The organism is Paraburkholderia silvatlantica, from assembly GCF_003096715.1.
In the GTDB taxonomy this organism is placed as follows: Bacteria; Pseudomonadota; Gammaproteobacteria; order Burkholderiales; family Burkholderiaceae; genus Paraburkholderia; species Paraburkholderia silvatlantica.
This window is the reverse complement of record NZ_QEOL01000005.1, coordinates 206,864-219,663: the sequence shown is the minus strand read 5'-3', so window position 1 is coordinate 219,663 and position 12,800 is coordinate 206,864. Positions and strand designations below refer to the sequence as shown.

Genomic DNA, 12,800 nt, shown 5'->3' with positions numbered 1-12,800 from the left:
GTTCCGGCATTGAAAGTTCAAGCGCACGTGAAGATGTGAAACGTGCGAAAGGGCCCGGCGGCTTCGCGACCGCCGGGCCCTTGCATTACCGGTTCAAGAAATCCGGCTCAAAGAACACCCAGCGCACGAGGGGAAAGCGCGCCTGAAGATCGGCTTCGATCTCGTTGATCGCTTCGACCATGGTGCGGCTGTGGTCGTAGTCGAGCATTTCGCACTGCACCGCCACCATCACCTCCCTGCCCCATTGCAGGGTAATGAGGCTGATGATGCTGCGAATCTCGGGCCGCGCGCGCAGGAACGATTCGATATCGCGCCGCATTTCCGGGCTTGCCGATTCGCCGACGATCATCGACTTCACTTCGCGCGCGATGAACCACGCAATCAGCATGAGCAGAATGCCCACGCCGATCGAGCCGCACGCGTCCCATACCGGATTGCCCGTAATCACGGTGAGCAGCACGGCGGCGAACGCAATGGCGAGACCCGCCAGCGCGGCAATGTCCTCGCCCGCTACGACGAGCAGGTCGGAGTCGCGCGTTTCGCGCGCCCAGCGCCACAGCGATTTCGTGGGCGCGCCCTTGCGAATCTCACGCATCGCGCCGTAAAGCGAAAACGCTTCGAGCACCACGGAAATACCGAGCACGACGAGCGCCACATACACGAATCGCAACGGCTCACGCGCAATCAGCCGATGCACGCCCTCGTAGACCGAAAACGCGCCGCCCACGAAGAACAGCAGCAGCGCCACGAGCAGCGAATAGAAGTTGATCGCGCGGCCCGTGCCCATGGGATGCAGCGGCGTGGGCGGCTCGCGCGACTGGCGCAGGCCGAAGAGCAGCAGCAGTTGATTGCCGCAGTCGGCCGTGGAGTGAATCGCCTCCGCGAACATCGATCCCGAGCCCGTGAACGCGGCGGCAGCGTACTTGCAGACCGCAATGCCCAGGTTCGCAGCAAGCGCGTAGAAAATGGCTTTCGGCGATTCTCCGCTCATACGGCCCTCACGCGACGTCCACGCGCGCCGGGCCTTCGCTCAGTTCGCCGATCACTCGCGCGTCGCTAAAGCCTTCCGCGCGGAAGATCGCCAGCACGTCTTCCACGTTTTCCGGGGCGCAGGCCACGAGCAGGCCGCCCGAGGTTTGCGGGTCGGTGAGCAGCGTGCGCGCGCTTTCGGGCAGGCTGGGCGCGAGCGTGACGGCGTCGCCGTACGAGGCCCAGTTGCGGCCCGAAGCGCCCGTGTAGACACCGTCATCGACGAACTTCTGCACGCCCGGCAGCCACGGCAGGCCGGCGTAATGCACGCGCGCGGTGAGATTCGCGCCGCGCGCAATTTCGAGCGTGTGGCCGAGCAGGCCGAAGCCCGTCACGTCGGTCATGGCGTGCACGCCCGGCAGTTGCGCCAGCGTCGCGCCCGGCTTGTTGAGCAGGGTCGCGGCGGCCACCATCGCCTTGTAGCCCGCGTCGCCGAGCATTTCCTTCTTGAGCGCGGCGGACAGCACGCCCACGCCCAGCGGCTTGCCGAGCACGAGCACGTCGCCGGCTTGTGCCGACGCGTTGCGCTTCACGCGCTCGGGATGCACCACGCCGAGCGCAGCCAGCCCGTAAATGGGCTCCACGGAGTCGATCGAATGCCCGCCCGCCACGGGAATGCCCGCCGCCGCGCACACGTCCTCGCCGCCGCGCAGCACCTGCGCGATCACGTCGTGCGGCAGCACGTTGATCGGCATGCCCACGAGCGCCAGGGCGAGGATCGGCTTGCCGCCCATGGCGTAGACGTCCGAGAGCGCGTTGGTTGCGGCGATACGGCCGAAGTCGTACGGGTCGTCGACGATCGGCATGAAGAAGTCCGTGGTCGCGACGATGGCCTGCTCGTCGTTGAGCTTGTAGACGGCGGCGTCGTCGGCGGTCTCGGTGCCGACCAGCAGGTTCGGAAACGCGGCGGTAAGCGGCGTGCTGCGGGCGAGCAGCGCGGAAAGCACGCCCGGCGCGATCTTGCAGCCGCAGCCGCCGCCGTGCGAAAGGCTCGTGAGGCGCGGCACGGCGGCGCCAATGGCGGGTTTGTCGTTCATGTCTGGAAATCGTCCTGAAAGTGCCGGATGAGTTTGCGTATTATGGGGCAATCGCCGGACCGGCGATGCGGGCAGCGCGCACGCGGCGCGGCACCGTTCAGCCGCGCCCGGCGGCCCGGCCCGCGGCGTTCGCGGCGCTTGCCGTGATTTGGCCCGCGTGGAGCGTGTCGACAAGCCATTGCGGATCGTCATGCGGCAGATCGTGCCCCGCCCACGGATGCTCCACGTGCGGCGCCCCCCAGGCTCGCGCGAGCCGCGCCGAACACACGGGATTCACGAGCCGGTCGCCGCGCGACGACACCACGAGCACCGCACAGCGCGGCACGGCGCGCGCCTTGAAGCGCGCGGCGGCGGCCAGTTGGCGCAGCGCGTTCGCGCGACTCACATGAGCGCTCGCGCGGATCGCGCACCACGTTTCGAGGTCGGCAGCGAGCGTATCGCGGCGCGCGCAGGTGAGGCCGTGGATCAGCGTCTCGGTCATGTCGCCGCCATCCCAGTGCCGCGCCACGCGCACGAGCGCGGGCCACGCCGCAGGCCGCAAACGCTCGTATACGCGGCTATGCGGCCGCATGCTCGTGTTTACGAGCACGAGCCGCCCGATTTCGCCGGCATAACGCAGCGCCCACGCCGTCGCCACCATACCGCCCAGCGACATCGCCAGCACGCGGTAAGGCGCGCGTGCGCCGCGCCGCTGCGCTTCGGCTCGCAGCGCATCCACGTAGCCGGCCACCGCGAGCGGCGAACGGACGTGCGCCGCGGCGCCATTGCCCGGCAGGTCGATGGGCAGCACGCCGTCGCGCGCCGCAAGCAATTCGGCGAACGCTCCCCAGTGGCGCGATTCGCGCGTGAGGCCGCGCAGCAGGATCCACGGTTCGCTCATGTGCCCGGCTTGCGGTACCAGTGCCCGATCGCGCTTTTCAGCACCTCATCGCGGATCACGCCCTCGGGCAGCCAGCGCGGCGCGGAATACGCGGCGCGTGTGAGGAACTCGAACAGGTTCGCGTGACGCCGCAATACACGCGCGGTGCGATGCTGCAGGAGCGGGTTGAACATGCCCTGGCGCGAAAAGATCTGGCGCGGGTTCTTCTTGATCCACAGCCACGAGCCCAATTCGAGTGTGAGCGGCAGGAAGATGTTGCTGCCGGGCGCGCGATCGTACGCGCAATCCCACAAGTCGCCGTGCAGCAAATATTGGTGGCTCTGCGGCTCGAAGGTGTAGCCGTGATGCGGATGCGCGCGCTCGAACATCGTCTTGAGCACATACATTTCGGGCAGATGGCGTATGAGGCGGCGCGTGCGCGCGTACGGAAACCAGATGCTGTCGGTCCAGCCGTAACCGGAATGGCAGTCGAGCGCGAAGGAAAGCGGACGCCGCGTGAGTTCTTCGTCGACGATCTTCAGCAGCGCCAGCGCCTCGATCTCCATGGCCGCGCCGCGCCGCCCCCGATACCACGGCAGCCACGAGCCGAGACGCTGGCCGCCCGCAAGAAAGGGCACGCGCTCGTCGGCATCCTGCGGCGCGTTGCGCATGAGGTCGACGCCGTTCGGATTCGCCCGCGTGGCGAGCCACATGCCGCCGGGATTGAGGATCGGCGCGAACACGATGCGCACGGACTCGAGCTGGCGCAGGAGCAGTTCGTCCCAGGCAAGCCGCCCCACCAGCGCGCGCATGTAGTCGAGTACGAGCTGCGAGCCAATGCGTTCGAGCCCGTGAATGCCGCCGAAAAAACCAATACCGGGCGCGGCCGGATCGCGCGAACCGATTGCCGCCACATATAGAGGAAACGTGCGGCCGCGCACCTCGACTTCGCCCTCGCTGCGAATGTCGAGCCAGCGTGCGCCGGCATCGAGGATCGTCTTGAGGTCCTCGTATTCCTCGAAGCTGTCAGGTAGGAAGCTCAGTGCCTGCATATGGCGCCGGGTTTCATCGCTCGTTCGGATGGGGCCGCCCAGGTCGGGTCGCCCGGATCGGGTCGCCCAGATCGGGTCGCCCAGATCGGGTCGCGTAGATCGGGGCCGCCGCGTGCGGCCGCATTGTCTACAACTGCCTTGCGAGCGCCGCCCCTGTCGACAATGAGTCAGCAACAAGTCAGGAAAACCAGGGACAGCACGTACGCTGCCCATCAATATAGCCGCTTCCCATGATATTGAGCGTGACAGATGTTTGGCGTCATGCCTCTGTCACATCTCCCGCGATTTTTGCCGCGCCGGTGGAGGCCGCAAAACATGTAGTCGTCTAGACGTCGCGACACCTTCACTCAACCGTCACAGTCGCTTCCTAGAATGAGCCCTCGACTACACAGCGACGGATCGTTATGGACGCCATACGCATCGAACGCCTCTCGAAAAGCTTCGACAGCGGCCGCAAGGCACTCGACGAGATCGACCTGCGCGTAGGCGTTGGCGAAATGGTCGCGCTCATCGGCGCATCGGGCTCGGGCAAATCGACCTTGCTACGCCATATTGCGGGCTTCACGGCTTCCGACCCGCAGCCTTCGCGCATCGAGATTCTTGGTCGTCCTATCCAGCAGGACGGCCGCATCGTGCGCGAAGTGCGCCGCATTCGCCGCGACATCGGCTTTGTGTTTCAGCAGTTCAATCTCGTCCATCGCCTCACGGTCGAAACGAATGTGCTGATCGGCGCACTGTCGCGGCTACCGTTGTGGCGGCGCCTCACGGGCCGCTTTCCGCGCGCCGAGCGCGAGCTGATGCTTGCTGCGCTCGGCGAAGTCGGCATCGCGCACAAGGCCGCCGAGCGCGCCTCGAATCTCTCGGGCGGCCAGCAGCAGCGCGCGGCGCTCGCCCGCGCGCTCGTGCAGCGCGCCCGCCTCATTCTCGCGGACGAACCCATCGCTTCGCTCGATCCCGCATCGTCGCGGCGCGTGATGGACATGATGCGCATGCTCAACCGCGATCACGGCTTGACGGTGGTCGTCTCGCTGCATCAGGTGGATATCGCCATGGAGTATTGCCCGCGCACCATTGCGCTGCGCGACGGGCGCGTGGTGTACGACGGCGCATCGTCGGCGCTCACGCCCGCCCTGCTGCAGCAGCTTTATGGCAACGCCGCACGCGAGCTGCTCGAACCCGATGCTGCGCCGTCCGCGGCAACGCGCTTCGGTGCGCAGCCTCGCGCGGCCTGATCACGCAAGCCAACCTTTACCAACCCGCAACGTTTCCCCTCACCACGGACCGCCCAATGAAACTGTTCCGCTCCATGCTCTCCTGGTGCGCCGCCGGCGCCGTCGCGTTTGCCTCGCTCGGCAGCGCGGCCGCTCACGCGGAAGACCTCAGCTTCGGCATTATCTCGACCGACTCGTCGGCGGTGCTCAAGCAACGCTGGCAACCGTTCATCGACGACCTGAACAAGCAGACCGGCCTGCACGTGAGCGCGTTCTTCGCCACCGACTACTCGGGCATCATCGAAGCCATGCGCTTCAACAAGGTGCAAATCGGCTACTTCGGCAACGCTTCGGCCATGGAAGCCGTGGACCGTTCGAATGGCGAGATCTTCGCGAAGGTGCTCTACGCGAACGGCGACACGGGCTACAAGTCGGTGCTCATCACCAACGTGAACAGCCGCGTGAAGACGCTCGACGATGTGTTCAAGAATACGAAGGATCTCACGCTCGGCTGGGGCGACCCCAATTCGACCTCGGGCACCCTGATTCCGGGCTATTACCTCTTCGCGCAGCACGGCATTTCGGTGAACGCGACGAACTTCAAGACCGTGCTGCCTTCGAGCCACGAAGCGAACCTCCTTGCCGTGGTGAACAACAAGGTGGATATCGCCACCAACAACACCATCGAGCTTTCCACACTGCAACAAAAGCATCCGGACCGCTTTGCCCAGGTGCGCGTATTGTGGACCTCGCCGCTCATTCCGTCCGATCCGCTCGTGTATCGCAAGGATCTGCCCGAAGCCACCAGGCAGAAGCTGCGCGACTTCTTCTACCACTACGCGAAGACCGACCCGCGCGAGAAGAAGATCATGGCCGACATCACCGGCTACGCAGGCTTCGCGCCCGCCACGGACGCGCAGCTCCTGCCGATCCGCCAGGTCGCGCTGTTCCAGCAGAAAGAGAAGATCGCCGCCGACACGCATCTCTCCGACGACGACCGCAAGAGCCAGATCGCGGCCATCGACGCGAAGATCGGCGCGCTCGCCGCACCCGCGAAGCCGTAATGGGCGCAATGGATTTCGACAGCTCACGCGCCGTGCCGCAGACAGAGGTCGCAAGGACCGCTGCCGGACCGGCGGCGACATCGACCGCCGCCGCCCTCGCGCCAAAAGCGGCCGCCGCTGCGGCGGCCAGGCAGGCAGGCAAGCGCAGCTGGTCCTCGCTCGCGCTCTGGGCCATCGTCTTCGTGATGCTCAGCGTGGCGTGGCGCGGCGCGGACATGCGCCCGCTCGACCTGTTCTCCGACTCCGCGAACATGGGCACGTTCGCGCGCGGCTTCTTCCCGCCGGACTTCACGGAATGGCGCACATATGCCCACGAAATGTGGGTCACGGTCGCCGTGGCGCTGTGGGGCACGGCGCTCGCCATCGTCTGCGCAGTGCCGTTCGGGTTGATGTCGGCGCACAATCTCGCGCCCGCGTGGGTGCTGCATCCCGTGCGCCGTTTGATGGACGCGTGCCGCGCCATCAACGAGATGGTGTTCGCGATGCTGTTCATCGTGGCCGTGGGTCTCGGGCCGTTCGCGGGCGTGCTCGCCTTGTGGGTGCACACCACCGGCGTGCTCGCGAAGCTTTTTGCGGAAGCGGTGGAAGCCATCGACCCTCGCCCCGTGGAAGGCGTGCGCGCGACGGGCGCCTCGCCGCTCGACGAGATCGTCTACGGCGTGCTGCCCCAGGTCATGCCGCTGTGGATCTCTTACGCGCTCTACCGGTTCGAGTCGAACGTGCGCTCGGCGATGGTGGTGGGCATGGTGGGCGCGGGCGGCATCGGCGTCGTGCTGTATGAGGAAATCCGCTCGTTCGATTATCAGCAGACTAGCGCCGTTCTCATCATGGTGATCGTCGTCGTCACGGCCATCGACCTGATCTCCGCAAGACTGCGTGCGCGCGTGATCTGACGCGATTCCCAAAAGCCGTGCGAGCCGGATAGAAACACAACTGCGGCTCGCGCGGCTTTTCCCTATTTCTGGCGGCCATGCGCGTTCGCTGGAATAATCACACGATTGCGGCCGCAACGGGCCGCGCCACCAACAAACCATTCGATTCGCAATCCCGATGGCCAGTTTCGTCGTTCTGCTGGTCCTGCTCTCGGCACTCATGCACGCGAGCTGGAACGCCTTCCTCCACCTTTCGGGCGACCGCCTCTGGCTGCTCGGCATGTTCTCGGTGCCGTACATCGTCGTGAGCGCGATCGCCGTGTGCGTGCTGCCGCTGCCCGCGCCGGCAAGCTGGCCGTATATCGCCGCATCGGTGGTGCTGGAGTTCGTGTACTGCTTCACGCTGATCCGCGCCTATCGCAGCGGCGACTTCGGGCAGATCTACCCGATCGCGCGCGGGCTTTCTCCGCTGCTCGTGTTCGTGGGCGCGCTCGTGTTCGCGCACGAAGACCTGCATGGGCTCGCGGCTACGGGCGTCGCGCTCGTATCGCTTGGCATCATGTCGCTCGCCTTGCGCCGCGGCATGCGCTTTTCGGGCGAGAGCGTTCCGTATGCGCTGCTCACGGGCCTGTTCATCGCGATGTATTCGATCATCGACGGCCTCGGCGCGCGCCTGGCCGGCAATGGCCTCAGCTACATCATGTGGGTGTATCTGCTCTGGAACGTCCCGCAGTTTCTCGTGGTCTGCAAGCTGCGCGGCGGCGCGGCGCGGATGTTCACGTCGAAGGCCGCGGTCGCGCGCGGCATGCTCGCGGGGGTGCTCGCGCTCACGGCGTATTGCCTCGTGATCGAAGCGTTCCGTTATTTGCCGATCGCGATGGTTTCCGCGCTGCGCGAACTCTCGTCGATTTTCGCCGTGCTGATCGGCTGGCTCTTCATGAAAGAGAAGCTCACGGCGCGGCGTTTGGTGGCGTGTGCGCTGGTGACTTGCGGGGCGGTGTTGATTCGGTTGTGAGCGGCTTTCGCCGTCCTGACGGCTTCGCTCACACGAACGCAGGCAACGTCGTATCGATCGCCCCGGCAAGCGTGTCGAACGCCGGCCCGATCTCCTCGTCGGGCACACACGCATAGCCGATCAGCAAGCCCGGGTTCGCGCGCTCGCGCGACGAGTAATACCCCGAAAGCGGCCGCACCACGATATTGCGCGCGAGCGCGGCTTCGGCCACGGCGCGGTCGTCGCTGCCTTCGGGCAACTGCATCACCACGTGCAGACCCGCGTCGCCGCCCATGGCGGGCAGCGCGTCGCCGTAGCGGCGCGCAACGGCATCGAGCAGCACCTGACGGCGCTGACCGTAAAGCGCGCGCATCTTGCGGATATGCGAGGTGAAATGCCCTTCGGCGATGAATTCCGCGAGCACGGCCTGCTGCAGCAATTGCCCCTCGCGATACAGCTCCGCGCTCGCGGTCGCGAAGCTTTCCGCAAGCGCTTCCGGCGCGACGAGATAACCCACGCGCAAGCCCGGAAACAGCGTCTTGCCGAAGCTCCCCACGTAGATCACCTGCCCCGCCGTATCGAGCCCCTGCAGTGATGCGAGCGGACGGCTGCCGTAACGGAACTCGCTGTCGTAATCGTCCTCGATGATCCAGCATTGGTGCTGGCGCGCGTACTCGAGCAACATACGCCGGCGCGCGAGGCTCATCACCATGCCCAGCGGATACTGATGCGAAGGCGTGACGAGCATCAGCCGCGGCGGCGGCGCGGCGAAGTCTCCGGCCGACGGATTGAGGCCCTCGCTGTCCACGGCGATCGGCCGCGTGTTGAGGCCCGAGACGTGCAGCACGCTGCGCACGCCCCAGTAGCACGGGTCCTCGGTCCAGATGGTGTCGCCGGGGTCGGAGAGCAGACGCACGGCCAGATCGATGGACTGGTGAATACCCGTCGTGATGATGATTTGCTCCGGCGAACAGCGCACCGAGCGCGAGGTACGCAGATAGTCGGCCAGCACATGGCGCAGCAGCGCGAGACCGCCGCCGGGTGCGTAGGTCAGCAGGTCCGGGCGCAGGCTGCGCCAGTACTTGTTGTGCAGACGCGTCCACACGCGCGCGGGGAAGCGGGAAACGTCCGGCACGCCGGGCATGAACGCGCCGCCTTGACGCTTCGATACGCCGGCGCCGGTGATCAGGCGCGTGCCGCGTGCCGAGAGCGTGCGCGTCGCGGGGTGCTGTGGGTGAGCGGCGGTTTCCACACGGTTCGCCCCTATGGCGCCAGCTGCCGCCGTGGCGAGCGCTTGCGCGCCATGCACAATCTGGCTGTTAGTTGCAACTAACCCGGCAGGCAGCACGGCTCCCGGCAAATCCGCATTTTTTCGTGCCGGCATGGAGCCAATTTCGGTCGATCCCACGATCTCGTCGGGCGACGTGTCCGCCACGAAGGTGCCGCGCCCCGTCGCCGACGTGACATAGCCTTCGAGCACCAATTGCTCGTAGACCTGCGTCACGGTATTGCGCGCAATCCCCAGTTCGGCCGCCAGCAGCCGGGACGACGGCACCCGCGCCCCGGCCGGCAGCTCGCGCGACAGAATCGCCTGCTGCAGCAGCTTGTGCAGTTGCCGGTACACCGGCTGGGCGCTTCCGCGGTCGAGCCGTTGCGCCAGCCAATCGGACAGAACACTCGCACGCATCGAAATTGGCTCCTAAAGATTGCACTGAATGGCTCTGAAATTTAGAGCCAAACGTGAGTATAGTCGCGACATGGACCGCTTGCCGGTCCGCCAGCCAACCTCAGAACTGACACCGATTCCACAGGAGATGAACGTGAGCAAGAACGCCGACCTGCAAAGCCGCAAGAACGCCATTACCCCGCGCGGCGTGGGCGTGATGTGCGACTTCTACGCCGAGCGCGCCGAAAACGCGGAGCTGTGGGACGTGGAAGGCCGCCGCTTCATCGACTTCGCCGCCGGTATCGCCGTGTGCAACACGGGCCACCGCCATCCGAAGATCGTCGCCGCCATCAAGGCGCAGCTCGACCGGTTCACGCACACGGCCTACCAGATCGTGCCGTACGAGTCGTACGTCTCGCTGGCCGAAAAGGTCGCCCGGCGCGCGCCGGGCAGCTTCGCCAAGAAGGCCGCCTTCTTCACGACGGGCGCCGAAGCCGTCGAAAACGCCGTCAAGATTGCACGCGCCCACACGGGCCGTCCTGGCGTGATCGCCTTCGCGGGCGGCTTCCACGGCCGCACGCTGATGGGCATGGCGCTCACGGGCAAGGTCGCGCCATACAAGCTCGCGTTCGGCCCGTTCCCGGCCGACGTGTACCACGCCCCGTACCCGAACTCGGTCCACGGCATCAGCACGGCCGACTCGCTCAAGCACATCGAGATGCTGTTCAAGGCCGACATCGATCCGAAGCGCGTGGCCGCGATCATCTTCGAACCGGTGCAGGGCGAAGGCGGCTTCTACCAGGCTCCGGCCGATTTCGTGCGCGGCCTGCGCAAGATTTGCGACACGCACGGCATCCTGCTGATCGCCGACGAAGTGCAAACGGGCTTCGCGCGCACCGGCAAGCTGTTCGCGATGGAACACTACGACGTCACGCCGGACCTCATGACGATCGCCAAGAGCCTGGCTGGCGGCATGCCGCTCTCGGGCGTGGTGGGCCGCGCGGAAGTCATGGACGCGGCAGCGCCCGGCGGTCTCGGCGGCACGTACGCGGGCAATCCGCTGGCCGTGGCCTCGGCGCACGCGGTGATCGAGATCATCGAAGAAGAAAAGCTCTGCGAGCGCGCCACGAAGCTCGGCGACAAGCTCAAGGCCAGGCTCGATGCGATGAAGGCCGACGTGCCGCAAATCGCCGACGTGCGCGGCCCCGGCGCGATGAACGCAGTCGAGTTCTGCAAGCCGGGCACGAGCGAAGCCGACGCCGACTTCACGAAGCGCGTGCAAACCGCCGCGCTGAACCGCGGCCTGCTGCTGCTCGTCTGCGGCGTGTACTCGAACGTCGTGCGCTTCCTGTTCCCGCTGACGATCCAGGACGCCGTATTCGACGAAGCGCTCGCGATCCTCGAAGAGTCGATCAAGGAAGCCGTGGGCGTGCCGGCGTAAGCCCCCACCCCATGCTGGTCCGCGAGCAGCGGGCCAGCCGCGAAACGGCACACCGGCGCTTGCCGCTGTGCCGTTCGTCGTTCTAAATGAATCGTAGTCAATCCGGAGTTCACGCATGAACCTGAAAGACGCATCGCTGCTGCAAACCAGCGCCTTTATCAACGGCGAATGGCAAGGCGCCGAAGACGGCGCTACGTTCGAAGTGAAGAACCCCGCCACCGGCGCGGTCATCGGCACGGTGCCGCGCATGGGGGCCGCCGAAACGCGCCGCGCGATCGCCGCCGCGAACGCGGCATGGCCGGCATGGCGCGCGAAGACCGCGAAGGAGCGCAGCGTCATCTTGCGCAAGTGGCACGACCTGATGATGGAAAACGCCGACGACCTGGCGCTCATCCTCACCACGGAACAAGGCAAGCCGCTCGCCGAGGCGAAGGGCGAGATCGGCTACGCCGCGTCGTTCCTCGAGTGGTTCGCGGAGGAAGGCAAGCGGATTTACGGCGACACGATCCCCACGCCCGCCAACGACAAGCGCATCGTCGTGACGAAGGAGCCCGTGGGCGTGTGCGCCGCGATCACGCCGTGGAATTTCCCCGCCGCGATGATCACCCGCAAGGTCGGCCCCGCGCTCGCGGCAGGCTGCCCCATTGTGCTCAAGCCCGCCGAAGCCACGCCGTTCTCGGCGCTCGCGCTGGCCGTGCTGGCCGAGCGCGCGGGCGTGCCGCGCGGTGTGTTCAGCGTCGTGACGGGCGACCCGAAAGCGATTGGCGGCGAACTCACGAGCAACCCGACCGTGCGCAAGCTCTCGTTCACGGGCTCGACGCCAGTGGGCCGCCTGCTCATGAGCCAGTGCGCCTCGACGGTCAAGAAGGTCTCGCTGGAACTGGGCGGCAACGCACCGTTCATCGTGTTCGAAGACGCCGATCTCGATGCCGCCGTAGCCGGCGCCATCGCCTCGAAGTATCGCAACAGCGGCCAGACCTGCGTGTGCACGAACCGCTTCTACGTGCACGACGCCGTGTACGACGCGTTCGCGGCCAAACTGCGCGACGCGGTGGAAAAACTCAAGGTCGGCCTCGGCACGGAGGCTGGCGTGACGCAAGGCCCGCTCATCAACGAAGCGGCCGTGCTGAAGGTGGAATCGCACATCGAAGATGCGCTCGCGAAAGGCGCTCAGGTGATCGCGGGCGGCAAGCGCCACGCACTCGGCCACGGCTTTTTCGAGCCGACCATCCTCACCGGCGTCACGCCCGCGATGAAGGTTGCGCGCGACGAAACCTTCGGGCCGCTCGCACCGCTGTTCCGCTTCTCGTCCGACGAAGAAGTGATCAGGATGGCAAACGATACCGAATTCGGTCTCGCCGCCTATTTCTACAGCCGCGACATCGGCCGCGTGTGGCGCGTGGCAGAAGCGCTCGAATACGGCATGGTGGGCATCAACACCGGCCTGATCTCGAACGAAGTCGCACCGTTCGGCGGCGTGAAGCAGTCCGGCCTTGGCCGCGAAGGCTCGCACTACGGCGTGGACGACTACGTGGTGATCAAGTACATGTGCATGGCGGGCATGTAACAGCCAGA

11 protein-coding genes are annotated in these 12,800 nt (G+C 66.2%); 6 read left to right on the top strand and 5 right to left on the bottom strand.

Going from position 1 to position 12,800, the window contains the following annotated elements:
* Positions 1–85: 85 nt before the first annotated feature.
* From C7411_RS09160 to C7411_RS09145, 4 genes are all read right to left on the bottom strand, one after another.
* Positions 86–991, bottom strand: coding sequence for a cation diffusion facilitator family transporter (locus C7411_RS09160; RefSeq protein WP_110383492.1), 906 nt, complete (start codon positions 989–991; stop codon positions 86–88).
* A 7-nt stretch (positions 992–998) separates the two neighbouring features.
* Positions 999–2,066, bottom strand: a complete 1,068-nt coding sequence (gene selD, locus C7411_RS09155; protein ID WP_110383491.1) for a selenide, water dikinase SelD — start codon at positions 2,064–2,066, stop codon at positions 999–1,001.
* Positions 2,067–2,163: 97 nt separating this feature from the next.
* A complete protein-coding gene (locus C7411_RS09150) occupies positions 2,164–2,946 on the bottom strand; it encodes an alpha/beta fold hydrolase (RefSeq protein WP_110383490.1) in 783 nt (260 codons plus the stop codon).
* Positions 2,943–3,977 (bottom strand): M14 family zinc carboxypeptidase, encoded by a 1,035-nt coding sequence (locus C7411_RS09145; protein WP_110383489.1) that lies wholly within the window; start codon positions 3,975–3,977, stop codon positions 2,943–2,945. Before C7411_RS09145 ends, C7411_RS09150 begins: the two co-directional genes overlap by 4 nt.
* A 404-nt stretch (positions 3,978–4,381) precedes the next feature.
* Between C7411_RS09145 and phnC the strand changes: the two genes are divergently transcribed.
* The 4 genes from phnC to C7411_RS09125 all read left to right on the top strand — a co-directional run bounded on the left by phnC (position 4,382) and on the right by C7411_RS09125 (position 8,139).
* Complete coding sequence (gene phnC / locus C7411_RS09140; RefSeq protein WP_110383488.1) at positions 4,382–5,209, top strand: phosphonate ABC transporter ATP-binding protein; 828 nt, start codon at positions 4,382–4,384, stop codon at positions 5,207–5,209.
* A gap of 56 nt (positions 5,210–5,265) precedes the next feature.
* Positions 5,266–6,252: a phosphonate ABC transporter substrate-binding protein gene (gene phnD, locus C7411_RS09135; protein WP_110383487.1), complete on the top strand. Its 987-nt coding sequence runs from the start codon at positions 5,266–5,268 to the stop codon at positions 6,250–6,252.
* Between the two features lie 8 nt (positions 6,253–6,260).
* The gene (gene phnE / locus C7411_RS09130) at positions 6,261–7,145 is read left to right on the top strand and encodes a phosphonate ABC transporter, permease protein PhnE (RefSeq protein ID WP_110383630.1); all 885 of its coding nucleotides are present in this window, start codon (positions 6,261–6,263) and stop codon (positions 7,143–7,145) included.
* Positions 7,146–7,302: 157 nt separating this feature from the next.
* Complete coding sequence (locus C7411_RS09125; RefSeq protein WP_110383486.1) at positions 7,303–8,139, top strand: EamA family transporter; 837 nt, start codon at positions 7,303–7,305, stop codon at positions 8,137–8,139.
* 28 nt (positions 8,140–8,167) lie between these two features.
* On the opposite strand, the gene pdxR is transcribed toward C7411_RS09125, so the two are convergent.
* A complete protein-coding gene (gene pdxR / locus C7411_RS09120) occupies positions 8,168–9,805 on the bottom strand; it encodes a MocR-like pyridoxine biosynthesis transcription factor PdxR (protein WP_110383485.1) in 1,638 nt (545 codons plus the stop codon).
* A gap of 127 nt (positions 9,806–9,932) precedes the next feature.
* On the opposite strand from pdxR, the gene gabT reads away from it, so the two are divergent.
* Entirely contained in the window at positions 9,933–11,225 is a 1,293-nt protein-coding gene (gene gabT, locus C7411_RS09115; protein ID WP_110383484.1) for a 4-aminobutyrate--2-oxoglutarate transaminase, read from the top strand.
* Positions 11,226–11,340: 115 nt separating this feature from the next.
* Positions 11,341–12,792: an NADP-dependent succinate-semialdehyde dehydrogenase gene (gene gabD / locus C7411_RS09110; RefSeq protein WP_110383483.1), complete on the top strand. Its 1,452-nt coding sequence runs from the start codon at positions 11,341–11,343 to the stop codon at positions 12,790–12,792.
* Positions 12,793–12,800 lie beyond the last annotated feature (8 nt).

What these genes read in the sequence shown, in the direction of transcription:
- C7411_RS09160 (WP_110383492.1), bottom strand. Translation starts at nt 991, where the DNA reads ATGAGCGGAGAATCGCCGAAAGCCATTTTCTACGCGCTTGCTGCGAAC.
- selD (WP_110383491.1), bottom strand. Translation starts at nt 2,066, where the DNA reads ATGAACGACAAACCCGCCATTGGCGCCGCCGTGCCGCGCCTCACGAGC.
- C7411_RS09150 (WP_110383490.1), bottom strand. Translation starts at nt 2,946, where the DNA reads ATGAGCGAACCGTGGATCCTGCTGCGCGGCCTCACGCGCGAATCGCGC.
- C7411_RS09145 (WP_110383489.1), bottom strand. Translation starts at nt 3,977, where the DNA reads ATGCAGGCACTGAGCTTCCTACCTGACAGCTTCGAGGAATACGAGGAC.
- phnC (WP_110383488.1), top strand. Translation starts at nt 4,382, where the DNA reads ATGGACGCCATACGCATCGAACGCCTCTCGAAAAGCTTCGACAGCGGC.
- phnD (WP_110383487.1), top strand. Translation starts at nt 5,266, where the DNA reads ATGAAACTGTTCCGCTCCATGCTCTCCTGGTGCGCCGCCGGCGCCGTC.
- phnE (WP_110383630.1), top strand. Translation starts at nt 6,261, where the DNA reads ATGGATTTCGACAGCTCACGCGCCGTGCCGCAGACAGAGGTCGCAAGG.
- C7411_RS09125 (WP_110383486.1), top strand. Translation starts at nt 7,303, where the DNA reads ATGGCCAGTTTCGTCGTTCTGCTGGTCCTGCTCTCGGCACTCATGCAC.
- pdxR (WP_110383485.1), bottom strand. Translation starts at nt 9,805, where the DNA reads ATGCGTGCGAGTGTTCTGTCCGATTGGCTGGCGCAACGGCTCGACCGC.
- gabT (WP_110383484.1), top strand. Translation starts at nt 9,933, where the DNA reads ATGAACGTGAGCAAGAACGCCGACCTGCAAAGCCGCAAGAACGCCATT.
- gabD (WP_110383483.1), top strand. Translation starts at nt 11,341, where the DNA reads ATGAACCTGAAAGACGCATCGCTGCTGCAAACCAGCGCCTTTATCAAC.